The 24,897-nt window shown below is 68.5% G+C and carries 20 protein-coding genes; 9 read left to right on the top strand and 11 right to left on the bottom strand.

Annotated elements, in window-relative coordinates; translation table 11 throughout:
• Positions 1-365: 365 nt before the first annotated feature.
• On the bottom strand, positions 366-1,469 hold the full coding sequence (locus E0H50_RS08755) for a LacI family DNA-binding transcriptional regulator (protein WP_131286128.1): 1,104 nt from the start codon (positions 1,467-1,469) through the stop codon (positions 366-368).
• Positions 1,470-1,576: 107 nt separating this feature from the next.
• Here E0H50_RS08755 and E0H50_RS08750 point away from each other — a divergent pair, with 107 nt between their 5' ends.
• Positions 1,577-3,235: an acyltransferase gene (locus E0H50_RS08750; RefSeq protein ID WP_131286127.1), complete on the top strand. Its 1,659-nt coding sequence runs from the start codon at positions 1,577-1,579 to the stop codon at positions 3,233-3,235.
• On the opposite strand, the gene E0H50_RS08745 is transcribed toward E0H50_RS08750, so the two are convergent.
• The 5 genes from E0H50_RS08745 to E0H50_RS08725 form a co-directional block, all read right to left on the bottom strand.
• Positions 3,225-5,738 (bottom strand): hypothetical protein, encoded by a 2,514-nt coding sequence (locus E0H50_RS08745; RefSeq protein WP_131286126.1) that lies wholly within the window; start codon positions 5,736-5,738, stop codon positions 3,225-3,227. The two genes, E0H50_RS08750 and E0H50_RS08745, sit on opposite strands and share 11 nt — an antisense overlap.
• A gap of 22 nt (positions 5,739-5,760) precedes the next feature.
• Complete coding sequence (locus E0H50_RS08740; RefSeq protein WP_131286125.1) at positions 5,761-7,071, bottom strand: ABC transporter substrate-binding protein; 1,311 nt, start codon at positions 7,069-7,071, stop codon at positions 5,761-5,763.
• Between the two features lie 17 nt (positions 7,072-7,088).
• Entirely contained in the window at positions 7,089-7,937 is an 849-nt protein-coding gene (locus E0H50_RS08735) for a carbohydrate ABC transporter permease (protein WP_131286124.1), read from the bottom strand.
• Entirely contained in the window at positions 7,937-8,893 is a 957-nt protein-coding gene (locus tag E0H50_RS08730; protein WP_131286123.1) for a carbohydrate ABC transporter permease, read from the bottom strand. Before E0H50_RS08730 ends, E0H50_RS08735 begins: the two co-directional genes overlap by 1 nt.
• Before the next feature lie 303 nt (positions 8,894-9,196).
• Positions 9,197-10,306 (bottom strand): helix-turn-helix transcriptional regulator, encoded by a 1,110-nt coding sequence (locus E0H50_RS08725; protein WP_131286122.1) that lies wholly within the window; start codon positions 10,304-10,306, stop codon positions 9,197-9,199.
• A gap of 145 nt (positions 10,307-10,451) precedes the next feature.
• Between E0H50_RS08725 and E0H50_RS08720 the strand changes: the two genes are divergently transcribed.
• Positions 10,452-11,789 carry an FAD-binding oxidoreductase gene (locus tag E0H50_RS08720; RefSeq protein WP_131286121.1) on the top strand — a complete coding sequence of 446 codons (1,338 nt, stop codon included), beginning with the start codon at positions 10,452-10,454 and terminating at the stop codon, positions 11,787-11,789.
• A 108-nt stretch (positions 11,790-11,897) separates the two neighbouring features.
• Positions 11,898-12,998: a hypothetical protein gene (locus E0H50_RS08715; RefSeq protein WP_238150850.1), complete on the top strand. Its 1,101-nt coding sequence runs from the start codon at positions 11,898-11,900 to the stop codon at positions 12,996-12,998.
• Here E0H50_RS08715 and E0H50_RS08710 read toward each other — a convergent pair.
• Together E0H50_RS08710 and E0H50_RS08705 are read right to left on the bottom strand one after the other, a co-directional pair.
• Entirely contained in the window at positions 12,928-14,205 is a 1,278-nt protein-coding gene (locus tag E0H50_RS08710; RefSeq protein WP_131286120.1) for an MFS transporter, read from the bottom strand. The genes E0H50_RS08715 and E0H50_RS08710 overlap by 71 nt on opposite strands.
• A gap of 22 nt (positions 14,206-14,227) precedes the next feature.
• Entirely contained in the window at positions 14,228-14,833 is a 606-nt protein-coding gene (locus E0H50_RS08705) for a winged helix-turn-helix domain-containing protein (RefSeq protein ID WP_131286119.1), read from the bottom strand.
• Between the two features lie 163 nt (positions 14,834-14,996).
• On the opposite strand from E0H50_RS08705, the gene E0H50_RS08700 reads away from it, so the two are divergent.
• From E0H50_RS08700 to E0H50_RS43395, 3 genes are all read left to right on the top strand, one after another.
• A complete protein-coding gene (locus E0H50_RS08700; RefSeq protein ID WP_131286118.1) occupies positions 14,997-15,362 on the top strand; it encodes a hypothetical protein in 366 nt (121 codons plus the stop codon).
• A gap of 95 nt (positions 15,363-15,457) precedes the next feature.
• Positions 15,458-16,711: a class I SAM-dependent methyltransferase gene (locus E0H50_RS08695; protein WP_131286117.1), complete on the top strand. Its 1,254-nt coding sequence runs from the start codon at positions 15,458-15,460 to the stop codon at positions 16,709-16,711.
• Positions 16,708-17,814 (top strand): SdiA-regulated/phytase-like domain-containing protein, encoded by a 1,107-nt coding sequence (locus tag E0H50_RS43395; protein ID WP_202868069.1) that lies wholly within the window; start codon positions 16,708-16,710, stop codon positions 17,812-17,814. The genes E0H50_RS08695 and E0H50_RS43395 overlap by 4 nt, the downstream gene beginning before the upstream one ends.
• A gap of 265 nt (positions 17,815-18,079) precedes the next feature.
• On the opposite strand, the gene serC is transcribed toward E0H50_RS43395, so the two are convergent.
• Positions 18,080-19,264 carry a phosphoserine transaminase gene (serC, locus tag E0H50_RS08680; protein WP_337590368.1) on the bottom strand — a complete coding sequence of 395 codons (1,185 nt, stop codon included), beginning with the start codon at positions 19,262-19,264 and terminating at the stop codon, positions 18,080-18,082.
• Between the two features lie 99 nt (positions 19,265-19,363).
• Positions 19,364-20,215 (bottom strand): phytanoyl-CoA dioxygenase family protein, encoded by an 852-nt coding sequence (locus E0H50_RS08675; protein WP_131286116.1) that lies wholly within the window; start codon positions 20,213-20,215, stop codon positions 19,364-19,366.
• A 181-nt stretch (positions 20,216-20,396) separates the two neighbouring features.
• On the opposite strand from E0H50_RS08675, the gene E0H50_RS08670 reads away from it, so the two are divergent.
• Positions 20,397-21,071 (top strand): helix-turn-helix domain-containing protein, encoded by a 675-nt coding sequence (locus tag E0H50_RS08670; RefSeq protein WP_238150849.1) that lies wholly within the window; start codon positions 20,397-20,399, stop codon positions 21,069-21,071.
• A gap of 3 nt (positions 21,072-21,074) precedes the next feature.
• Here the strand turns inward: E0H50_RS08670 and E0H50_RS08665 are convergent, their stop codons facing one another.
• Positions 21,075-22,187: a citrate synthase 2 gene (locus E0H50_RS08665; RefSeq protein WP_131286114.1), complete on the bottom strand. Its 1,113-nt coding sequence runs from the start codon at positions 22,185-22,187 to the stop codon at positions 21,075-21,077.
• Positions 22,188-22,345: 158 nt separating this feature from the next.
• Here E0H50_RS08665 and E0H50_RS08660 point away from each other — a divergent pair, with 158 nt between their 5' ends.
• Together E0H50_RS08660 and E0H50_RS08655 are read left to right on the top strand one after the other, a co-directional pair.
• Complete coding sequence (locus E0H50_RS08660; protein ID WP_131286113.1) at positions 22,346-22,981, top strand: hypothetical protein; 636 nt, start codon at positions 22,346-22,348, stop codon at positions 22,979-22,981.
• 31 nt (positions 22,982-23,012) lie between these two features.
• Positions 23,013-24,896, top strand: coding sequence for a hypothetical protein (locus E0H50_RS08655; protein ID WP_131286112.1), 1,884 nt, complete (start codon positions 23,013-23,015; stop codon positions 24,894-24,896).
• Position 24,897 lies beyond the last annotated feature (1 nt).

Genomic DNA, 24,897 nt, shown 5'->3' with positions numbered 1-24,897 from the left:
CGTCCCGTCTCGAGCCTCCGCAGACCTGCGGAGGCGGATCGGCCCCATACTGGCCTAACCGGTTAAGTTCCGTAACCCTAACCGGTTCAGTTGGCGGGTCTTCGTTACGACCTCGTGACCCCACCAACCTCCACCGCCGCCCCGGCAAACGCAATCCACCACGCTCCGAGACCACCCGATTTCACACAGTCTTCAAACTGCACCCGCCGTACCCCGAAACCGCTCCGAAGCCCCGCCGAAGCCCCATTTGCCTGGTTGACCTATCAGATGGGGGGTTCTGCACCCTGAATCAGGGTGGGTAACCCCGCATCTGGCTGGTGGGCCAGGCAAATTCGTGGGTCAGCCAGGGAAATTGGGGCGACGACTCAGGAGTGGGCGGGGCCGGAGGATTCGCGGTGGCGGAGTTCGCCGGCGGGGGCCTCTTCGTGGAGGGGGTGGTTGCCGGTGACGATGCGGAGCAGGAGGTCGGCGGCGGCGCGGCCGCGTTCCATGGTCTTCTGGTCGACCGCGGTGATCCCGGGCCGCGCGAGTTCGCACAGCGGCGAGTCGTCCCAGGCGACGATCGAGACCTCGCCGGGTACCGCCGTACCGAGATCCATCGCGACCCGCAGCGCGGCGACCGCCATCAGGTCGTTCCCGAGCACGATCGCGGTCGGCGGATGGGTTCCGGTCAGGAGTTGACGCGTGAGTTCGGCGCCGTCGTCGTACCGGTAGCTGCCCTCGATGTGCCGCACCGTGATCCCGTGCCGCGCCGCGTGCTCCTGCAACGTCTGGACGCGGAGCCGTTCGTGGATGAACGTGAACGGTCCGCTGATGTGCGCGATGTTCGTGTGCCCGAGCTCGGCCAGGTGCCCGAGCAGTAGCGAGACGGTCTCGTCCGGTGAGCTGATCAGCCGCCCGACGGTGTCGTCGGGCTCGTTCGAGCTCACCACGACGCAGGGCACCCCGAGTTCCCTGAGCAGCGGGATCCGCTGGTCGTTCTCGAGTTCGTCGAACAGGATGAACCCGTCGACCCGCCCCTGCCGCGACCAGCGCCGCAGTACGTCGAGGTCCTCGCCGTGCTCGCCCGTGAGCCGGAGCAGCAGCGACGAGTCGACCTCGTTCAGGTACTGCTCGATGCCGACCAGGGTGCGCATGTAGAACGCTTCGGTCGAGATCAGCGTGGGGTCCCGGGCGATCACGATCCCGATCGTCCGGGTGCGGCTCGCGGACAGTGCGACCGCGGCGGAGTTCGGGTGGAAGCCCAGCTCCTCGGCCAGGTCGAGCACCCGCTGGCGCGTCTCGTCGCTGACCCCGGCGCGGCCGTTCAGCGCGTACGAGACGGAGGCCTTCGAGATGTGCAGCCGGCGCGCGAGGTCGCTGATCGTCACGCGGTGGCTTCGGCGGGTGCTACCCGTTGTACCGTCGCCGCCCTCGGTGCCGCTGTCGCTGCCGTCGTCGCCGTCCGTAACGGGTCCGCTCGTGGTCATCGCCCGGCCGCCCCTCGCACAGACGGAAAAGTGTTCATGTCAGACGGGAGGTTAGCAGCGGCCTCCCGGGGCTGGCCTGTGTCCCAAGAATTGGATAGCGTTTTCCCATGCTGCCGAACGAGCCGTTGCGACTGGATTTCCTGCCGTGGGAGTACGCCCGGAAGGCCTCCGAGGCCGAGCGTGACCGGCAGGCCGAACGGCAGGCGCGGCTCGGCGGGTCGGTCGAGCTCGCACCCGACGTGTACGTCGCGGAGTCGGCCGCCGTGTACTGCGACGAGCTCCGGATGGGGGACCGTTCGTACATCGCCGCGCACGCCTACGTCACCGGCCGGATCGCGCTCGGCGCCGACTCGACGATCAACCCGTTCGCCGCGGTGCGCGGCGTGGTGACGATCGGCGACGGTGTCCGGATCGGCGCGCACACGTCGCTGCTCGCCTTCAACCACGGCACCGCGCCCGGCGAGCCGATCTTCAAGCAGCCGCACACCGCCGTCGGCATCACGATCGGCGACGACGTCTGGATCGGCTCCAACGTGACGATCCTGGACGGCGTGACGGTCGGGCCGCACACCATCATCGGCGCCGGCGCGGTCGTCACCAAGGACATCCCGGCCGACTCGGTCGCGGCCGGCAACCCCGCCCGTATCCTCCGCTCGCGGACAGGAGCATCCATGTCAGGTGATCTACCGACCAAGCTGGCGGACTTCGCCGCGAAGGCTCGCAGCCAGGTGGACGACGTACTCGCGCGCTGCTGGGACGGCTCCCGCTTCGTCGACCGTCCCGGGATCGATCGCGATCCGGAGATCCGCCCCTGGTGCGACGCGATCGAGATCGCGGACCTGCTGGTACGCCGGACGCCGGCCGGCCACACCCGTGACGATCTCGTACGGCGGCTCCGCGCGCGCCAGGACGCGGCCACCGGACTGGTATCACCCGGAGACCTCTCCGACGACGGTCTCGGCAAGTCGTCGGACGCCGAACTCTCAGTCCTGCAAGGGCCCGCGAGCTATCACGTCCTGTGTGTCGGCTACGCCCTCCAGGTCCTCGACAGCGGCTTCGAGCACCCGATCAGCACGGACTTCACCCTCGACGAACTCGACAACTTGCCCTGGGCAAGGAGAGCCTGGTCGGCCGGCTCCGGCATCGACGGCCTCGGTACGGCGCTCGCCTTCAACCGGAAACCCGGTGATCTCGAACTCTTGATGGGCTGGCTCCACACCCGCGTCGATCCTGAAACCGGCGCCTGGGGTTCACCGCATCCCGACGACGGACTGCTGCAGGTCGTGAACGGTTTCTACCGTCTCACCCGCGGTACCTATGCGCAGTTCGGTCTTCCCTTGCCGTACCCGGAGCAGGCCGTCGCCACTGTCCTTGCCCACAGCAACGACAGGCGGATGTTCACCGGCGACAACTACAACGCGTGCAACATTCTCGACGTCATCCACCCGCTCTGGCTGGCCCGGAAGCAGACGACGTACGGCGAACAGGACGGCCGCCGTTGGGCCGAGGCACAGCTGCGCGCCATCCTGCCCCGGTGGGTCGACGGCGCCGGCTTCGCCTTCGCTCCGGACGGCGCCGACGACCGCGCGATCCCAGGGCTGCAAGGCACCGAGATGTGGCTGGCCATCATCTGGCTGCTGTCCGACTACCTGGGCGTGTCCGACGCACTCGGCTACCGTCCCCGCGGCGTACACCGACCGGAACCGCTGGTCACAGGGGTCCACCAGCCTCAACCAGTGGACCCCCGGACTTCCCTCATCCGCTGACGGTCGCCGAGCCCAGGACGACGTACGGCTGGTTGGACAGGTCGGCGGCCAGGCCGGGGTAGAAGGCTTGCCCGCCGTCGCGGTGCCGGATGCTGAAGAAGTACATCAGCGGGTACGTCGAGGCTGTGTAGTCGCCGTCGATCGTGCCTGACAAGCTCTGCCCGGACAGTTCCATCCGGACCTGCCGCCAGGACTCGGACTGATCCACGTGCCGATAGTGCAGAGTCGCGCCGACCACGTCCGGAGCGACCACCTCCAGTGAGAGGGTCGCCGGTTTGCCCCGCTCGAAGCTCCCCGGCACCGTGTGTTCCACGCCAGGCGTGGCCGGCCGAGCCGGTGCCGCAGGGAGTGCGGCTCCTGCCTGGCCGGCACCTTCCACTTCGCGCAGTTCCTCGGTGAGGGCCGCCAGGTCGGCGTCCATGTCCGCGATTCGATCCGCCCAGTGACCGTGCTCGGACGTCTCGATCCCGAATCGCAGATCCTGCTGATAGACGCCGTCGACGATCGCCGGGATCTCGGCGTACGAGGCATGTGCTGCCCGGCAGGTGCGCAGCGCCGACTCCAGCGAATCAACCGCCCCGGTCGCCCGGTACGTCGAGTAGTCGACCGCGGCCCGGAACTTGCCGGCGAAGAACCTGCCCAACCTGACCAGGACCTCGAGATCGATCAGCACCCTGCGAACCTGGGGGTCCGCCAGGTCGGCGACCTGCTGGGCGCGGCCGAGTGCCTGCTGTCCGTCTGCGACCAGTTGCTCGATCCACGAGGCCACCTCCAGCGGCGTGTACTTGGCCGAGAGTTCGCCTCCGGCCAGCGCCGCGACGTACTCGTCGATGCCGTAGAAGGTGGTCGGGTCGAACGGGCTGACCCCACCCCAGTTCGCCGGGGCGTCGGTGTCGCCGGCGTAGTGCTGCGAGTGCACCCGCGACGAGATCGGGAGGTTGAGGTACACCTCCGGCCAGTAGCCGTTGTTCGATCCGCCGACGCCGTGGACCACCGTCACCAGCGGGAGGATCCGGCTGAGCGGGCTCAGCGCGTCCTCCACGTCCCCCGCAGCCTCGCCGTACGTCGACCGGAGATGGCGACGCCACGTCTCGGGCTCGGCCTCGGGGTTGTAGAGCAGCCGGCCCCACAACAGGTAGCCGTAGCGGTACTTGGTCCACTCCCGGTTCCCGGGCAGTCGGAGGTCCTCGCGGACGTACGGGTCGCGCCCAACCGGTTCGCCGCTACCCTTGCGCCCTTTGAAGTACAGAGGTTCACACAGGTCGACACCGCGAGAGCCACCGAACGTCGACAGCCGTCCGTACCCTGCCGCGATCGCGGGATCACCCCACGCGAGGAGCTTCTGGGTACCCGGCCAGACCCGGAACATCAGGTCCACGGTCCGGTCCTCGCGGAGGAAGTCGCCGTACCCGTAGCGGGTGAACCGGCGGGAGAACTCCGTGATGCCCTTCATCTCGTGGCCGGCCGGGATCGGCTTGGCCGCTTCCCGTGCCCGGATCGACGCCTGGTGGTACGGCAGCCCGACGTGCTCGGCCCAGTACTTCGCGGACAGCACCGGGGACAGGTTCGGAAGATCGACGGCGTCGAGCAAGGCCTGGTCGACGCCCTTGGCGTGCATGTCGATCTCGAGTGGCCGGCCGACCGAGTTCGCGCCTTCGAACACCGCCCGCCAGAAGACCTCATGCCCCTCGTCGTGGATGCCGCCCTCGTAGTGCACCCGGAACGTGAGCCCGTCGATGTCGGGGCACTCGGTGAGCAGCCGGGCGATGGCGGCCTGGCAGTACGCCGCGTGGTTGTCGGGGCCGATGCCCGTGATCGGGTACCGGTGTACCGAATCCCGGCCGTAGTCGTACGCGTGGTTCCACAGCCCGAGCTGGAACTTCAGTCCGCGGCGCTTGCTCTCGGCGGCGATGAAGCGCAGCATCTCCAGGTTGCGCTTCTGCTCGTCCGCGCCGACCCCCTCGGCCCGCACGTCGTAACCGTCCACGTCGAACAGGAACGGATAGGCGAAGCACAGGTAGTTGTCGGTGGCGCCGTGCCGATCGGCGCCGTAGTTGTACTGCATACCGAGCGCGAGGTGGAACCGGTTGAAGCGGGAGGCCGCCAGCCAGGTCAGGTACTCGGTCCAGAACTGCTGGTCGTGGAACCACGACAGGTCCTCGTCCACGCTGGAGAACGACCGCACCAGGCCTCGTACCGGGACAGCCGGTTGCTCGGCGAAGGGCGACGTACCGGCGAGATCCGCGCCCGCACCGGCCCGGTCGGCGAGCTCGAGCAGTCCGTGCCGGAGACCGGTCTCGTCGTTGCTGACAACAACGATCTCGTCGCCGTCGCGGAGGACGGCGTACGCCTCGGGTACGGCGGCGAGGTCCGCGGCGGGGACCTCGTCCAGGGTGGCGAGCCGGATCGCCGAAGAGCCTGCTGCGGCTCGAGCAAGTTGCTCGGCCGCCCAGGTGGCGACGCGGCCGGTGGTGACGGGGTTCTGCTCGTTGCGTGTGATCACGAGGTCAGGCATAGGTGTCCAATCACTTGCCGTCGAGGGTCTTGCGGGCGTCGGCCATGAACTTCTGGACGCCCTGCTTGATCGAGATCTTCTTGAACGCGATGTCCTGGCTGGTCTTGAGCAACAGATCGGCGACAGCAGTCGAGGCGGCCGGGCCGGCCTGCGACGGCGGGGAGGAGTTCTTCAGTGCCAGGTCGGTGTAGGCCAGCACCTGCTTCTCACTGGCGGACAGGTCACTCCCCTTCAGCAGCACATCCCGGCCGGCCGCGGAGGCGGGCGGTCCGCTGATCAGTCGCAACGTCTTCGCGGCCTCCGCTCCGTTCGCGAACCAGTTCATGAACGCGGCGGCGTCGTCCGCGCGTTTGCTCCGGGCGTTCAGCGACAGGAAGCTGCTCGGTTGCGGGAACGTCCCGCACTTGCCGTCCTTCGTGTTCCGCGGCGGCAGGGTGATCTCGATGGTGTGGTCGGTGAGGTCCTGGAAACCGCCCTTGAGATTGGGCGTCTGGATGTGCGCGAGCGCCGCCTGCTTCTTGACCAGCGGCCCGGCCGGCCAATCGCCGTACTTCGACTGTGCCGCGATGTCGGCGGGAATGGTGCCGCCGGTGGCTCGCAGCGCGGCCCAGTACTCGAACCACTCGGTCAGCAAGGAGTCGGGGAAGGCAAGCGTGCCGTTCTTGTACAGGTCTTCGCCCTTGCCGCGCAGGAAGATCTGCAACGACGCCGTGTCCCCGCTGGGGTCCTCCGCGCCGTAGATCTTCTTGCCGGACTTCTGCCGGATCTCGTTCGCCAGAGTCGCGAACTCGGACCAGGTCCACGTTTGGTGCGGGTGCTCCAGGCCGAGCTGGTCGAGTACGGTCACGTCGTACCCCATGCTGTAGGTGCTCATCGCGACCGGGATGCCGAACTGCTCGCCCTTCAGCTGGCCCTGGATCAGCAGGTTGTGGTCGATCGGCTTGGTGTCGATGGTGTCCGGGACGTACTTCTGCAGGGACTGCAGCGCTCCCGCCGCGCCGTACTGGCCGATCCGCGGGACGTCGATGTTGATCACGTCGGGCGCGTTGCCGCCGGCCATCTGGGTGGCGAGCTTGTCCCAGTACTCCGCGGTCGCAGTGCCCTCGAACACGATCTTCACGTCCGGATGGCTCGAGGTGTACAGGTCCGCGAGCTTGCCGCGCAGGCCGAGCTTGGTCGGGTCGCCGTAGCTGCTGAACCGGACCGACTCCTTCGCTTCCTTGGCCGCGGGGTCGAGGTTGCAGGCCGACAGCAGCGGTGCGAGCGCGCCGGCTGCGAGGCCGGCCTGCAGGAAGTGCCGTCGGCTGAGCGGTGTGGTCATGACTGATTCCTTTCGGGCTAGCCCTTCAGGCCGGTCGTGGCGATGCCCTCGACGATGCGGCGCTGGGCGAGGAGGAAGACGATGAAGGTCGGCACCAGCGACAGCACCGACATGGCCAGCAGTTGCCCGTACGACGAGTCGCCGGTCGCGTCGACGAACCGGCGCAGGGCGACCGGCACGGTCTCGCTGCTGGGGTAGGACAGGTAGATCAGCTGGGCGAAGAAGTCGTTGTACGTCCAGATGAAGGTGAAGATCATGGTGGTGATCAGCACCGGGCCGGTCAGCGGCAGGACGATCCGGCTGAAGATGCGCACCTTTCCGCAGCCGTCGATCATCGCGGCCTCGTCCAGCGTGCGCGGGATGGTGCGGATGAACTGGACCATCAAGAAGATGAAGAACGCGTCGGTGGCCAGGAACTTCGGCACCACCAGCGGGAGATAGGTGTTCACCCAGCCGAGGTTGAAGAACAGCACGTACTGCGGGATCAGGAGGGCGTGCGCCGGCAACATGATCGAGCCGAGCATGATGCCGAAGAACACCTTCTTGCCGCGGAACTCCAGCCGCGCGAACGCGTACGCCGTCAGCGTGCAGGCGATCACGTTGCCGGCCACCGCGAGAACCGCGATCAGCAGCGAGTTGACGTAGAACCGGGTGAACGTGGGGTCCGTCGCGGTCCAGCCGGCGACGTAGTTGCGCGGGTCCAGCGAACCGGGGAACGGATTGAGCTGGGAGAAGATGTCCTTCTCGTCCTTGAACGATCCACCGACCATCCACAGCAGCGGGTAGACCATCACCAGGGTGCCGGCGATCAGGGCCAGGTGGGTCAGCCACCGGCGTTTCGTGGGAGCTTGCTGGAGGGTCGTCATCAGCGGTCCTCGTAGTAGACCCAACGGCGGGCGAGCCCGAAGTTGATCAGCGTGAACGTGGCGATGATCAGCAGCAGCACCCATGCCATGGCGGAGGCGTAGCCCATGTTCAGATTCGTGAATCCCTGCTGGTACAGGTAGAGCGTGTAGAACAAGGTGGAGTCCGAGGGCCCGCCGCTGCCGCCGCTCACGACGTACGCCGGCGTGAACGCCTGGAACGCCTGGATGATCTGCAGCACCACGTTGAAGAAGATGATCGGTGTCAGCAGCGGCACCGTGACCGACCAGAACCTCCGCCAAGCGCTCGCGCCGTCCACCGACGCCGCGTCGTACAGCTCCTGCGGAATCTGTTTGAGCCCGGCCAGGAAGATCACCATCGGCGACCCGAACTGCCAGATGTTCAGCAGCACCAGCGTGTAGAGGGCCGTGTCAGGGTTGGAGATCCAGCTGCGGCCGGCGACGCCGAAGAAGGCGAGGAAGCCGTTCAGGACGCCGTCGTCGTCGAACAGCTGGCCCCAGATCACTGCGATCGCGACGCTGCCGCCGAGCAACGAGGGGATGTAGTAGATCGAGCGGTACCACGCCATCCCCCGCAGCGGCCGGTTCAGCATGACGGCGACTGCCAGTGCGAATCCCAGTTGGAGGGGGACCGTCAGGGCGACGTAGATGAAGGTCACCTTCAACGACTGCAGGTAGCGCGGGTCGTCGGTGAACAGCTTCAGGTAGTTGCCGAAGCCGTTCCAGGCGGGTGGCTGCAGCAGGTTGAACTTGGTGAACGACAGGTACAGGGACCCGAGCAGCGGGCCGGTCGTGAGCAGCAGCAGCCCGGCGAACCACGGAGCCAGGAACAGATAGGCGACGCGGTCACCTCGCCTGCGGGGTCTCGTGCTGCCGTCACGGACGTCAGGTGCCGGTTCGTGGCCTGCCGGCGCGGCGATCGTGGTGCCCAGGCTCATGATGGCCTCCTCTGAGGGCCTTCTTCACCGATGTAGAAATTCGCTGGAAAATCGGCCGAAGCCTTCGGGTGGCTGGAAGGACTTCGGCCGGTCTTGGGCGGTCGGCGACGCGCGGGAGGTGCCGGGCTCTCCGATCGGGATCAGCCCGACTACCGCTTGGTGGAAGTGATGTTCCACTTGGCGAGAGAGTAGGTCGCCGCTGGGTGATCCGCAAGACCGAGGTGTATTCGTATTCACTCAGTCTGCATTCGTATTCACAATCCGGACAGATCGCCACCGGCGGGCACCTGGCCGCAGTTCGGACTAGCTGGGCCCGCCGTCGCTGAACCAGCCGTCCGCGCCAACCTGTTCACCGAGTCGGCCGGCGTAGTGGTCGAAGAAGATCCGCCCGGACAGCTCCCGCCGGCTGGACACTCCCACCTTGTCGAACACTGCCTTCAGGTGGTCCTGCACGGTGTACGGCGAGAGTTGCAGCCGCTGCGCGATCTGGTTCGTGCTGGCGCCACTCAGCACCTGCTGCACGACGGACCGTTCCCGTTCGGTCAGTCCGTACGCCGCGACGATCAGCGGGATCACCGCCGCCGGACCGGCCGGTTCGATCGTCACTGCGATGTCCGGCGTGAGCCCGTGCGGTCCGCGTACCGGCGCCGCGTGAACGGCCAGCCACTGACCGGACCGGCTACGCAGCCGCATCCGCGGAACCTGTGTGGCCAGCCCAGGTACGCCGCGTGCCGCCGACACCACGATCGCGACCGCTATCGGCAGTCGCGACCACACCGCACCGCCGAGGTCGGCGATCCGGTCCTCGGCCGCTGCGGTCGCGGATGTGATCTGGTCGGCCGCGTTGACGATCACCACCGCCGCACCGCTGTCCTGCTGTTGGATGCTGGTCGTGATCAGCCCGCGCCGCATCCCACGCGTCAGCAGTGGTTCCAGCCGGTGCATGAACTCCGCCTCGGCCGGTGAGAACCCGCTGCGCCCCAGCTCCCGGTAGATCGTGTAGAAGCCCCACATCCGCCGTTCGGAGCGCAGCGTGCCGCGCATCTCGTGCCGGAGATTGACCGTCGCCATCATGTCCCGGTGCCGAGCGCTGAGCTCGGGACGTCCGCCGGTGGCCTCGTCCAGGATGCTGACGCCGACCTGCCTCTGGGCGAGGTCGGAGAACCGGTTGATGTCCGGCGCACCGTACTCGTGCTGGACGAACGCGACCTCGTCCGCGCCGTTCAGGTCGGTCTTCACCCGCCCGGTGAGCAGACTGGTCGCCGGGTCGGCCGGCCCGAGGCAGACGCCGTCGTTCGGGATCGCCCGCTCCAGCAGTTCGATCACGGTCAGCCCGAAGTCCTCCCAGGACAGACCGGCCGCAGCCGCCGCCTCGAGCCCGGCGCGCGCAGAGTCCGCGTGGTAGGTCTTCATCTCACCAGTGTGGGCGGCGACAGGGTTGGCGGGCACCCCAGATTGCTGGGATACCGATGTCTGCCCGATCAGGTCATCGTGGTCGCTATGACGACACAGAGCTGCACCGCGGTGACCGCGGGCGCGTACCGCGGGATGTGATGGCGTGCTCGAGGAGCTGCGTCGGGTGCTGACTGGACGGCTCGTGACACCGGAGGACGCGGACTGGGAGCAGGTGCGGCGGGGGTGGAACCTGTCCGTGGACCAGCGACCGCTCGCCGTCGTGGAGGCAGCCGGACCGAGCGACATCGAGCAAACGGTGACGTACGCCGGTGCCTGCGGGCTGAAGGTGGCTGCGCAAGCTGGGGGTCACGGTGCGACGCCTGCACTGGACGGGACGATCGTGGTGCGCACCGACGCGCTCGACGATATCTGGGTCGACTCACAAGCCCGTGTGGCACGGGTAGGCGCCGGAGTGCGCTGGGGGAGCGTGCAGACCGCACTGGACGGCACTGGGCTGACCGGACTGCCCGGCTCGACAGGGAACATCTCGGTGGTCGGCTTCTGCACCAGTGGCGGGTTCTCCTGGTTCACCCGGCCGTACGGGAGCGGTGCGGCGAGTCTGCGGGCGGCGGAGCTCGTCGACGGGGCCGGGGCCCGCCGATGGATCGACGACGCCACCGACCCCGATCTGATGTGGGCGTTGCGCGGTGGCGGCGGGAACTTCGGTGTGGTCACGTCAGTCGAGGTGGATCTGCACCTGGCGCCCGCCATCGCCAGTGCGCGGCTGATGTTCCCGATAGGGCAGGCTGCGGCGGTGCTGACGGCGTACGCGAAGGCAACTCAGGAGGCGGCGAAGCAGGTGACGCTGTGGGCTTATCTGATCCACTACCCGCACTCACCCGACCTGCCGGACGACGTACGGGGGAAGTCGTACTGCGTGGTCGACGCGATGACGCCGTACCGGCCGGAAGCGTTGGAGGGAGTGCTTTCGACCATCCGGGCCGCAGGTAATGCAGTCACCGACACCACCCAGTCACTGCAGCCCAGCGGCGTCGGCGAGATGAACTCGGTGCCCGCGCCGCCCCAGGCGCTGTCGCTGATCACCAGTACCTTCGACGAGCTCACACCGGACCTGATCGACACACTGCTCGAGTACGGCGGCAAGCCGTCGCTGATCTTCCAGGTGCAGATCCGGCATCTGAGGGCGGGTGCGGACGCTCGTCGTCCCGGCGTGGCAGCAGCCGACCCGCAGGCGCGGTACATGGTGCTGGCGGTGTCGATCGTGCCGGTGCCGGAGCTGCAGCAGCCCGTCGAGAGCGCACTGTGCGCGCTGCAGGAGGCACTGTCGCCGTGGCGAGCCGGTCGGATGCCACCGACCGGTCTGTCTGCGTGGAACACGCTGCGGGACTGCTATGACGAGCCGGACCTGGCCCGGCTGCGGGAGATCAAGCAGCGGGTCGACCCCGGTGGCACGGTGATCGGGAACTTCCCCCTACCCTGACCTCGTGGACCCCCGCACGCGCCGACTGGTGACCTCGCTCGTACTGGCCGCACTGGTCGCCATCGTCGTCGTGGCGGCCTTCCTCCGCTGACGCTAACGTGTGGGCGCATGAGCACCCCAGGTGAGCGTTCGTCGTACCTGATGCGGGCCGGGCTGGTCCGCAACGTGCGGTCGGGGGAGCACCTGACCACGTTCGTGGTGTCCGGGGTCGCGACGGTGCTGATCACCCGGCTGATCCTCAGCCTGAGCGGGTACCCGCAGATCGGCGGCAAGGGCCTGCACATCGCCCACGTGCTGCCCGGCGGGCTGCTGATGCTGATCGCGATCTCGCTGCTGCTCGGGTACGTCGGGCCCGTGGTGCGGCCGGCCGCGGCGACGATCGGCGGGATCGGGTTCGGGCTGTTCATCGACGAGGTGGGGAAGTTCGTCACCTCGGACAACAACTACTTCTACAAGCCCACGGCAGCGATCGTGTACATCGTCTTCGTGCTGATCGTCCTCGGGTCCCGGTTCCTCGCCACGCGCCGGCCGATCGATGCGCGGGAGGAGCTGGCGAACGTCATCGACCACACGGTCGAAGGGGTCGCGGGCGGTCTGTCCCGGCGGCGCCGTGCCGAGGCGGCGGAGCTGCTGCGCGCCGTACCGCGGCAGATCGAGGGGCGGCGGGAGACCGCCGAGCTACTCGCTGCATGTCCGCGTGACGAGGTTGAGCTGGCCGCCCCGGTGGACGCGGCCTGGCGGGCGCTGCAGCGTGGGTTCGAGCGGCTTGCCACCCATCCGAAGGCACCGACGATTGCCGTGGCCGCGCTGGCGGTTCAGTTCGCCGCCGCGCTCGTCATCGCCGCTGTGCTGGGGGACGGACTCAACCACCTTCCGGTGCTCGGCGTGACGGCGGGGAGTTTGTTGTCGGCAACGTTCACGGTGCGCGGCGCCCTGGCGTTGCGGAAGCGCAATCGGGCCAGGGCGGTCCGGCTGTTCGAGCTGGCGGTGCTGGTGTCGTTGCTGCTGACACAGGTCTTCCAGTTCGCCGCTACGCAGTTCGCGGCCGCCGGTGGGATGCTGCTGGACCTGGTGATGCTCGGGCTGCTGCGAGCAGAGCGAGAGCGGATGCGGCGCGAGCTGGACAACGCCACGAAAACTAAGGCACTCCGACTGCCACCCGATCTGGATCTGCCGCCGTTTCCGGAGGATCCGTCGGACCCGGTGTAGCTCGCCACTGCTCGTGACGGCCGATCAGAACCGGCGACATGGTGGCGATCAGATAGATCGCGCCACCTGCGAGCAGTGCGGGCGCCAGACCGATAGCGGCGACGGCCCCACCGGCCACAAGACCGCCGAGAGGTACGCCGGTCCAGCAGACGGCGTTGGACAGGGAGTTGACCCGTCCGCGCAGGTGGCTGGGGATCCGTTCGAGCTGGATCGCGCCGAGCACGGGGTTGATGAAGCCGGCTCCGATGCCGCCGACGGCGTACACCGTCATCAGGGTCCAGATCGGCGCGTCGGTGGCCATCGCCACGAAGCGCGGCGCTCCCGCAATCAGGAACGCGACCGTGAAGACGAGCTTGCGGGGGATGCGGTCACCGATGGCCGACGCCAGCAAGGCGAACAGCGTCGCGGTCACTCCGAACGACGTGAGGATCAGACTGGTGTGGCCGGGGCCGTAGCCGTGCTCCTTGATCCAGACAGGCAGCAGTACCGTACTGGTCGCGGCGTCCAGCAGGTTGGTCACCGCGATCATGACCACCAGCGGCAGCAGCAGCTTGTCGGTCCGCAGGAAGGTCCAGCCCTCGAGCAGTCGGCGGCCGTATCCCTGCTCCTGCTTTGATGCCGGTGTCGCGTACCTGGGAATCCAGCGGGCGATCAGTACGGCGCAGATGCCGAACGACACTGCGTCGATCCAGAGGGCGTTGACTGCTCCGACCAGGGTGATGAGGCCGCCGGCGAGCGCGAACGCGAAGAAGCCCGCCAGGCGTTCCGTCGTACTCTCCAGGCCTGTCACCCGCTCCAGGGGAACCTTGGCCACGCGGGCGATGTCCGGGATCAGGGTCGACTTGGCGGCATCGCCTGGTCCGCGGAGCGCGCCGGCGATCGCGACCAGCACCAGCAGGGTCGGGAAGTGCAGAAGACCCAGCTCGTGCAGGAGGGGGATCAGTGCCACCACCGCAGTACTGGCGGTGTCGGCCACGATGCTGATCCGGCGCGCCCCGACCTTGTCGATCAGTGGGCCGCCGACGGCCTTCACTACGACCAGAGGCGCCATCTCGGCCAGTGCCACGAGGCCTGTCTTCACGGGCGATCCCGTGGTGATCAGGACGAACCATGGGATCGCGATCGCGCTGACCCGAGTCCCGCAGATCGACACCACGTTCGCCACCAGGAACGCCGCCAGCGGCGCCCGATTGCCCTTGTCGCTCATAGTCCGCCCACCCCCTGTGCCGCTAGCGCGTCTCGCGTGGGAACGCCTGGATCTGGACGGTGACCTGCTCGGCGCCTTCCGGGAGCGGGGCGGTCAGGTCCGGCGTCTTGTACCTCTCCAGGACCGCCATGACCTCGCGCATCATCGCGTCCAGCTGGTCGGCCCGGAGGTGGAAGAAGTAGTCCGAGAGCACGCTGGCGTCGCGCCAGTCCTCGGGCATCGTCTGCATCGCGTCGATGAAGCCGAAGATGTTCTCGGCGTACGTCTGGCCGACGCCGTGCAGGAATCCCAGAGCGAGCTCGGGCTCCTGGTCCAGCAGCTCGGCCGCGTTGAACTCGGTGCCCTGGTGTGCCGACTTCCACCAGCGATCGCGGGCGTTACCGCGGCTGTCGTCCTCGATCACCAGGCCGGCGTCCGCGAGTTGGCGGAGGTGGTAGCTGGTCGCGCCGGTGTTCACCCCGAGCCGTCCGGCCAGGGTCGTGGCGGTCTGCGGGCCGTAGACGCGGAGGAGGCCCAGGATCCGGTTCCGCATCGGGTGGGCCAGGGCGCGCACGAGGTGACGGTCCAGCTGGACCGTCCGTGCGGGCTCGGCGCTGTGGCTCTCGGCGCTGTGGTTCTCGTCGCTCATGAGTCTGAGCGTAGGACTGCAAAGACTCTTTGCAAAGTGATTTTGCAAAGAAGTTCTGCGGTTTGGTTGTCCACAGGTTGCGAATCGGTGCGCCGGCGGCGCCGGGATCGCGGCATCTTCTCTGTCGACCACGCATCCACCGAGGAAATGGAGAGAACCAGCGATGATGCGCGTGATGCTCGAGGACGCCGACTACTGCGACGTGCCGGCCGACCTGATGACGTTCGACGACGGCGCCGTGGTGTTCTGGCGCGAGGGCGAGGAGGTCGGCCGCCACCGGCAGGCCCGGATCCGGTCGCTCGAGCCGATGAACCCGCGCTCGATGACCCACAAGATCAAACGTGCCCGGAAGACCCACCCGAACGCGTTCCGCCAGTGGAGTCCCGAGGACGAGCAGACCCTGATCGAGATGTACCACAACAGCGCGACCCTGGAGGAACTGATCGAAGCCCTCGGTCGCCAGGAAGGTGGCATCATCACCCGCCTCAGAGGGCTGGGGTTGCTCGCCGACGACCAGCAACTGCCCTGAGCCGGCCGGGGTGACTGCGGTGAGTTCACGGGGTGCGACGGTGGGTGGGCGAGACCCTTTTGTGATCGACCCGATGGGTCGGGGACAATGGCGCGATGCAGCCAGAGGTGCGGTCGGACGAGTCGGCGCTGCCGGAGGAGTCCGGCGCGCGGGCGGTGATCCGTGCTGCCCTGCTCGACCAGAGCGGTTTGGTGCGCGGCCTGGCCTCGGGCAGGCGGCGTGGGCTGGAGCCGCCGGCGTACCTCCGGGCGGAGCTGCGGTACGTCGATCTGAAGGGGCAGCGGCACCTGCAGATCACCGAGTTCGACGAGCGCCAGGCGCACACGCGGAACGTCGCGGGCGCGGACCTGGAGAAGGCGGTCGACGAGCTCCTCGACCTGCCGTACGGGTCGTGGCACGTCGAGACGACGAGCGAGACGCTGCGGCTGCGGTACACCAAGAAGGGCAAGGAGCTGCTGCACCGGCAGGAGGACAGCCGGGAGCAGGAGACCGGTCACGACCGGGTGAAGCGGCGGGTGCTCGATCCGGCGGCGCCGTTCCTGATCGAGCTCGGGATCAGCGACCACCAGGGACGGGTGAAGCCGTCCCGGCAGGCGAAGTACAAGCAGATCGAGGAGTTCTGCAAGCTGCTCGCGCCGGCACTCGACGACGCGGTGTCCGCCGGGCGGATCGCGGCCGGCCGCCCGCTGCAGGTGGTCGATCTCGGCTGCGGGAACGCGTATCTCACGCTGGCGGCGTACCACCTGCTCACCGCGGCCGGACATGACGTCCGGATGACCGGTATCGACCACAACCCGGCGGCGCGGAAGCGGAACACGCGGGTGGTCGAGGCGCTCGGTTGGCAGGAGCACCTGCGGTTCCTGGACGCGACCATCGAGGGTGCGGAGCTGGACGTCCGGCCGGACGTCGTGCTGGCGCTGCACGCCTGCGACACCGCGACCGACGACGCGCTCGCGCGGGCCGTCGGCTGGGAGGCCTCACTGGTGCTCGCGGCCCCATGTTGTCATCACGACATCCAAAAGCAGCTGAAGAGCGTCACACCACCGGCGCCTTATGCGCTGATGACGAGATATGGCATCGTTCGTGAGCGGTTCGCCGACGTCCTGACGGACTCCCTGCGGGCGGCGGTGCTCCGACAGGTCGGTTACCGGGTGGAGGTCGTGCAGTTCGTGGACAGTCAGCACACGCCGCGCAATCTGTTGCTCCGCGCTGCGCGGACCGGTGCCAAGCCGACCGCGGACCTGCAGGCCGAGTACCGGTCGATGGTCACCGAATGGCAGGTGACGCCGCGGCTGGCCGAACTCCTCCTGCCGGCCGGGGAGCCCTCGGCCGCCGAGGTGGTCTCGTGAGACACGTCCGGACGGCGCTCGCTCTGCTGGGGGCGACGCTGTTCACGCTGGCGGGCGTGGCGCTGCCCGCGTCGACGGCCGCGGCGAGCCCGGACGCGGGGCCGACGACACCGGCGCCGAAGAAGCTGTTCACGATCCGCGACGAGCGGATCCAGGAGTCCTCGGGGCTGGCGAAGAGCGTCAAGCACTCGGGGATCTACTGGACCGTGAACGACTCCGGTGACACCGGGCGGGTGTTCGCCGTGGACGGCACTACCGGCAAGGTGAAGGCCGTCCTGCGGTTCGGCGCGAAGGTCACCGACGTCGAGGCGCTCGGCGTGGACCGCGACGGCACGATCTACATCGCGGACATCGGCGACAACAGGCAGAACCGGGAGCAGATCGAGATCTACACGATCCCGGAGCCGGAAACGCTCGAGGACGAGTCGAACGTCAAGTACCACCGGTTCGACTTCAAGTACCCCGACGGTGCGCACGACGCCGAGACCCTGCTGATCGAGCCGGGGACCAGCCAGCTCTACATCGTGACGAAGGCGCTCAAGGGCACCGGCGCGATCTATGCGGCCCCACCCGCACCGTCTCGCGAGGGGACGAACGACCTCACCAAGCTCGCCGCGGCGCCGACCGGGGTGATCACCGACGGGACGTTCCTGCCGGACGGGCAACGGGTGGTGCTGCGTACGTACGCCGACGTGACGACGGTCGCCTGGAGCGAAACGCCCAACGCCATCGCCCGCGGCACCGCGCCGCTGGGCCAGGGCGAGACCGTCGCCGTCGGCCCCACCGACGGGACCGTCCTGGTCGGCAGCGAGGGCGCGAACTCGGGCGTCTACCAGGTCCAGGTGCCCGCCAAGGCGGCCGCCTCCACGCCCCCCAAAGCCAGCGCCACCCCCAAGCCTGCCACCACCGGCGACAGCAGCAACGCCGACTCCGGCAAGAGCCACAACTTCCGCTGGATCATCATCGGCGCCGCCCTGTTCGCGCTCATCATCACCGTCATCACCTTCCCCCCAGGCCGCCGCGAACGCCAAGACCGCCAGGCGGAAAACGACCGCCTAACCGGCCAATCCCCACCCACCCCCCACCGCCGCCAACACTCCTAACCACACCGCACCAGCCCAATTGCTGGGTGGGCCAGGCAATTTGGTGGGTGGGCCAGGCAATTTGGTGGGTGGGCCAGGCAATTTGGTGGGTGGGCCAGGCAATTTGGTGGGTGGGCCAGGCAAATTGGTGGGTGGGCCAGGCAAATGCGGGGTTCCGGACCCTCGTTCTGGGTGGGGAACCCCGCATTTCGCTGGCTGACCCACCAGATGCGTGGGTACGAGACAGCCGCCGGCCCCGGGGTGGGGACGGCGGCTGTCGGTGGGGTTACTTGAGGTTTTCGACGACGTAGTCGATGGATTGGGTCAGCTTCTCGACGTCGTCGGGGTCTACCGCGGGGAACATGGCGACGCGGAGCTGGTTGCGGCCGAGTTTGCGGTAGGGCTCGGTGTCGACGATGCCGTTGGCGCGCAGGGTCTTGGCGACGGCGGTGGCGTCGATCGCGTCGTCGAGGTCGATGGTGCCGACGACGAGCGAGCGGGCGTCGGGGTCGGTGACGTATGGCGTGGCGTAGTCGGACTTCTCGGCCCACGTGTACAGGCGGGTGCTCGAGTCCGTCGTACGCGCGACGCTCCAGTCCAGACCGCCCTGGTTGTTGATCCAGTCGGTCTGCTCCGCCATCAGGAAGAGTGTGGCGAGCGACGGCGTGTTGTACGTCTGGTTCTTGCTGGAGTTGTCGACCGCCGTCGCCAGGTCCAGGAACGCCGGGATCCACCGGCCGGAGGCGGCGATCTCCTCGACCCGCGCAAGCGCGGCCGGGCTCATCAGCGCGATCCAGAGGCCGCCGTCGGACGCGAAGCCCTTCTGCGGAGCGAAGTAGTAGACGTCGGCCTCGTTGAGGTCGACCGGCAGTCCGGCCGCGCCCGAGGTGGCGTCGATCGCGACCAGCGCGCCCTCGTCGGCGCCCTCGACCCGCTTGACCGGCGCCATCACGCCGGTGGAGGTCTCGTTGTGCGGCCACGCGTACAGGTCGACGCCGGCCTCCGCGACCGCGACCGAGCGGGTGCCGGGCTCGGCCTTCACGATCGACGGGTCGCCGAGGTGCGGCGCCAGCTGCGAAGCCTTCGCGAACTTCGAGGAGAACTCACCGAAACTCAGGTGCTGGCTCTTCTCGCGGATCAGCCCGAACGTCGCGACGTCCCAGAACGCGGTCGAGCCGCCGTTGCCGAGCACCACCTGGTACCCGTCCGGCAGCTGGAAGAGCTCGGCGACGCCTTCCTGAACCCGCTTCACCAGGTTCTTCACCGGCGCCTGCCGGTGGGAGGTGCCGAGCAGCTTCGCGCCCTCGGTCGCCAGGGCGGCGACGGCTTCCGGGCGGACCTTCGACGGCCCGGCGCCGAAGCGGCCGTCGGCGGGCTTGAGCTCTTCAGGAATCCGAATTTCGCTGGTCACCAGCGTGTCCCCTTCGTCGTCTGCAACTAGAAGGCCGACGACGCTGTCAGCGCGCTCCATCTTCGCACATCCCGCCCAACCACCCACGCGGGGTCCACTTTGAGCACCCACCAACCAGTTTTCCGCGAGGAACGTGGTTGGTGGGTGCTCAAAGTGTGGCTACTCGTGTTTGCGGGTGGTGCGCTCGGTGCCGGTGAGGAGGGCGACCGGGCCGTCGGGGGTGTCGGTCCATTCGCCGCAGGCACCGCCGCCCTCGGCGACCTCGAGGGTGAGTTCGGTCCCGTCCATCCGCAGCGCCGGGTGGTAGTACTGCGCGACCCGCTCCGCCTCGCCCTCGATGTAGTGGCCGATGAGCGCCCGCCGGAACCGGTCGGTCGTGACGTTCGGGTTGCTGCCGTGGACCAGTGCGCCGTGGAAGAACAGCACGTCACCCGGCTCCATCTCGACGGGTACGGCGCCACCGTCCGATGGGAGCGGGACCGTGACATCGGTGAAGCTGACCGTGGTGTCGGCCTTCTCGGTGCAGAGGATCGGCCAGCGGTGCGACCCCGGGACGACCTCGAGGCATCCGTTCGCCTCATCGACCCGGTCGAGCGCCATCCACGCCGCGATGCAGGTCCCCGGATCGGCCTTCAGGTAGAAGTTGTCCTGGTGCAGCGCCTGCCCGCGGGAGCCCGGCGGCTTGAAGTAGAGCATCGTCTGTACGGCGTACGGCGACCTGCCGAGCAGTGCCGTCATCACCCGATCGATCCGCGGGTCGGTCAGCCACTGCCGCGACGTGTCGTCCCACCGGTGCATCTGCGCCAGCCGCGGGTACCGCTTGAGCGGGTCGCGGTCGGTCGACGAGTGGCCCGCGAACTCGTGCGCCTGCGGCCCGCGGCGCCGTACGTCCATGTAGTGGTCCCGCAGGCGCTCGGCCTCGTCCGTGGAGAACAGCCCCCGCACCAATGTGTACCCGGTGCGCTCGAACTCTTCCTGGTGTACGGCGACAACATTGGATGAAACGCTCATGCACGGCTCCCGCGAATCTGCCCTATTCTTCCGGTGAACCCCATTTTCCTGCGGATGCACCGCAACGGACCACGGACGATCCACGCGAGGACTTGAACTTTTGTTGCACCGACTCCGGCTCGAGCGAATGTCCGCCCCGACCTTCTGGCGCTGCGAACCCAGCTGGTCCTGGACATCGCCCGTGCTGCAGGATCACCTGCTCTGGTGCGTCGTCGACGGCCGCGGCGCCCTCGAACTCGACGGGGCCCGCCAGGAACTGCGCCCCGGTGTCTGCGCGGTCTTCCAGCCCGGCGACACCCCACGAGCCACCCATGACCCGCACCGAAGGCTCCTGGTCTTCGGCATGCACTTCGAAACCGGTACGACGGCCGCACCCGATCCGCGCTGGGGCGAGGTACTCGATCGCGAGCTGCTCGGCGTCCTCGCGCGGACGAGCGACGCGTCGTACCGCCGCGGTGACGCCCTCGGCCGGTACCAGGCCGAACTGTGCCTCGAGCAACTGGTCGCCCTGATCTGGGACGCAGTCCACCATCCGGGCCGCAGCGTCACCGACACCGCGGTCGACGAGATCGCCCGGCAACTCCGACAGGACCCCGGCCGGGACTGGACCGTGGCGGAGATGGCCTCCAACGCGTCCCTGAGCCGGGCCCAGTTCACCCGTCGCTTCGTCGCGCAGTTCGGGATGTCGCCCGCGCAGTACCTGATCCAGGCGCGGATCGACCGCGCACACCAGTTGCTCACCGAGAGCGGCATGACCGTCACCGCAACGGCCGCCGCCCTCGGCTACACCGACGTCCCGTACTTCAGCCGCCAGTACAAACAACGCACCGGCCGCTCGCCAAGTCAGGACCGTTAGGCGCTAAGCCCAGTTGGGGTTCCAGCCCTCGACGGAGTCGGCCGGGCGCGAGGCAGGACCGGAGTAGATCGCCGACGGGCGGATCAGGCGGCCGGTGCGTTTCTGCTCCAGGACGTGGGCGCTCCAGCCGGCGGTCCGGGCGCAGGTGAACATCGACGTGAACATCGGCGGCGGCACCTCCGCGAAGTCCAGGACGATCGCCGCCCAGAACTCCACGTTCGTCTCCAGCGCCCGGTCGGGGCGCCGCTCCCGCAGCTCGGCCAGTGCGGCCTGCTCCAGCGCCTCGGCCACCTCGTACCGCGGGGCGGCCAGTTCACGCGCCGTACGGCGAAGTACCCGGGCGCGCGGGTCCTCGGCCCGGTACACGCGGTGCCCGAAGCCCATCAGCCGCTCGCCGCCGTCCAGCAGACCCTTCACGTACGAACGCGCGTCACCGCTGCGCTCGACGCCCTCGATCATCGTCAGCACCCGCGCCGGTGCGCCGCCGTGCAGCGGCCCGGACATCGCACCGACCGCACCGGACAGCGCCGCCGCGACATCCGCCCCGGTCGATGCGATCACCCGTGCGGTGAACGTCGACGCGTTCATGCCGTGTTCGGCCGCGGACGTCCAGTACGCGTCGACCGCCCGCACGTGCTTCGGGTCCGGCTCGCCGCGCCAGCGGGTCATGAACCGCTCGGTGATCGTCGTGGCCTTGTCCACCTCGCGTTGCGGCACCATCGGCTGCCCGATCCCGCGCGCCGCCTGCGCGACGTACGACAGCGCCATCACGGCCGCCCGGGACAGGTCCTCACGGGCCTGCACGTCGTCGATGTCGTACAGCGGCCGCAGACCCCAGGCGGGTGCGAGCATCGCGAGCGCGGACTGTACGTCGACCCGCACGTCGCCGGTGTGCACGGGCAGCGGGAACGGTTCCGCGGGCGGCAGGCCCGGCGTGAAGGCGCCGTCGACGAGCAGGCCCCAGACGTTCTCGAACGGCGCGCGGCCGACCAGGTCCTCGATGTCCACGCCGCGGTAGCGGAGCGCCGAACCTTCCTTGTCCGGCTCGGCGATCTGCGTGTCGAACGCGACCACACCCTCCAGCCCGTGCTGCACCTCGGTCCTCGGATCAGACATGCGACTCCCTCGTCCTCGTGTCAGGACGCGAGCCCACCAGGAGAGCCCGCGCACCCTGGGCGCTCAGGCAGCATATGTCTCAGTGTCGACGCTCGGACAGCTTTGTGACCGGTTCGGAGGTTCGGGGGGTGGACCGCACGCAGGTCTAGTCTCGGTGCATGACAAAGCCTCTCCCCGCCCTCGGGCTCGTGATCGGCGTCATCGTCACCTATGTCGCCGTGGGTACCTCGTCCTATGCGACGCCCCGGTTGATCCGGCGCCTGCAAACGTTCCGCGAGGACCTCGGCGATTCGCTGCCCTGGCTCGCGCTGCTGGTCGTCATCGCGGTCGTGCTCGGCCTGCTGATGATGGCGCCCGCCATCGGCGCGGGGGTGACCACCGGGTCCGGGCTGCTGCTGACCGCGGTCGGCGTGGCCACGATGGTGCTGCCGATGCGGCAGTCGTTCGACCTGATGAAGCTCTTCGAGTTCCCGGGGGCGCCGCGTTTCGGCGCGTCGTACTTCCTGTTCGACGGGTCGATGATCCTGCTCGGCATACCGCTGTTGCTGGTCGGTATCCGGCGCTGGGGCCAGGAGGCCAAGCTGGCCAAGCTTCCGCAGCCGCCGGGGTTGGGGCAGGGCGGCAGCGGCTACCAGTCCACCTACCCGCAGCAGACCCAGCAGTGGGGAGGCTACCCGGGCCAGCAGCCCTACCAGCCACCCCAGACACACAGCCAGCCACCCCAGACACACAGCCAGCCGCAGGACCGGCCGCAGTCCGGCCAGCCCCCGCAGTACCCGGGCCAACAGCAATAACTTTCCCAGCGGAGCCTGCATCAGGCTCTGCATGGAAACGCTGATCGCCTACAACTTCGCGCACGAGAGCACCGCGCGGGCCGCCGCCGGCCGTGCCCGTGTGGAGGCGTACTACGGCGGTCTCTGGGGACACGAGGCCAAGCACCAGGGGTACGACGGCCGCACGGTCGGACTGCACATGTGGGACCGCCACGACGGCACGTGTCTCTGGCCGTCCTGGCACGACGACGGCGACGTCCGCGTGGCCAGCGTGCACGCGCCGCTCGGCTACCAGCGCGTGATCGGCGACATCAAGCCGGCCGATGCCCCAGCCCAGCTGGCAAAGGCAGTACGGCGTACCCCGGCAAGCTTCCTCGAACTGGCGCCGCCGTTCACGATGGCGCTCCTGGACCCACAACAGGAACGCCTGGACCTGTTCACCGACTCGATCGGTGTCGGACGGCTGTTCCAGCTGCGTCTGCCGGACGGGTGGGTTTGGACCAATCGTCCCGCGGCTGCCCTCCTCTTCGCGGGCGTTCCCGCTGTGGCAGCGCCGCGTGGCTGGAACTTCGCCGCGGCGTGCGGCTGGTTCATGGACGACACCACGCCGTACGACGGGGTTCTGACGGTGCCCGGTGCGACGCATGTCGTTGCCGACGGCCACCGTCAGCAGCGGACCGTCAGCCGGATCGAGACGACCAGCGTGTGGTCGACGGACAACGCGGACACCGCAGAGGAGACCGCCGCCGCACTACAGGACGTAGCGCGGTCGGTGGGCCGCTTGTGGCCGGGACAGCCGACTGTCGACCTGAGTGGCGGCCGCGACTCACGCGTCGTCGCAGGTGCCTTTCTCGCCGCAGGTGTCGATCTGAAGCTCAACAGCTACGACGCGGTCCCTGGTGAGGTGGAGGTCGCGGAGTCGCTGGTGCAACTGCTGGAGCAACCAGTCGAGCACGTGGTGAGTCGGAAGACCCCAGGCAAGCCGGTCGTGGCCAAGCCGACCATCAAGCCGCAGCCGCTGGAAATGGTCAACCGAGCACTCCGCTGGCACCGGTACGCCGAGGGCCTGCGCCCGGCCAGCTACCTCTTCCACACACCGCCCGCAACGCTCGCTGGTGTTGCGCACCTCGCGATCGGAGGCGCCGGCGGTGAGGTGGCACACGGCCACTTCTACCCGCGCGACGTGCTGCAACTCGACGCGCTACCGCTGCCGAGCAAGCTGAATGCCTTCAGCAACCACCTCCAGACCCGTCTGGTCGCAGCGGCGGGACCCGCGGACGAGGCCCGCGCCGCTGTCGGTGAGCAGGTCGAGCGCGTACTGCGGACCGCGGTCCACGGCGGCATCGAGAACGCGACCATGCTCGACTACTTCTACGTCGTCGAACGCCTCCGCCGCTGGGGTACGACGGGGGAGCGCGCCGGCGTCGTCTCGCCCCTCCTGATCCCAGCATTCGTTCGGTCGGCGTTCGCCCTCGACCCCGCGCAGCGCGTCGACAACGCACTGCACCGCGAGCTGGTCCGGCGGCTGGTGCCCGCGTGGGGCGACGTACCGTTCTTCAAGCCCAGTCCGACCGTCAGCACGCGCAGGAGCCCGGCGAAGGTCCGCTGTCTGGCCGACGCCGCCGACCGCGACCTGATCGAGCAGCTCCTCCGAGACGTCGAAGGCTTCGAGTCCCTCGACACCCTGTGGGCGGCCTCCGTCGCCGGCGCCAGCTCGGCCGCAGGTGAAGCCACGCTCCGTCAGGCGCTGTGGCGAGCCACCTTCGATCAGCACCTCGACGAGATCAACCAGCACCTCCCGAGCGCACCGGCTCCCAAACCTCAACAGCAACCAGCCCCTAAGCCGCCAATAGCACGCCGCAGCCCACTGGTTCGCAGGATCGGGCGTACCAAGGTGTGGCGGGCCTATCGGCGGAGCAGGTTCGGACGTAAGTAGG

Origin of the sequence: Kribbella sindirgiensis (genome assembly GCF_004331435.1) — a bacterium.
Taxonomy (GTDB): Bacteria; Actinomycetota; Actinomycetes; order Propionibacteriales; family Kribbellaceae; genus Kribbella; species Kribbella sindirgiensis.
This window is presented reverse-complemented; position numbering and strand designations above follow the sequence as displayed.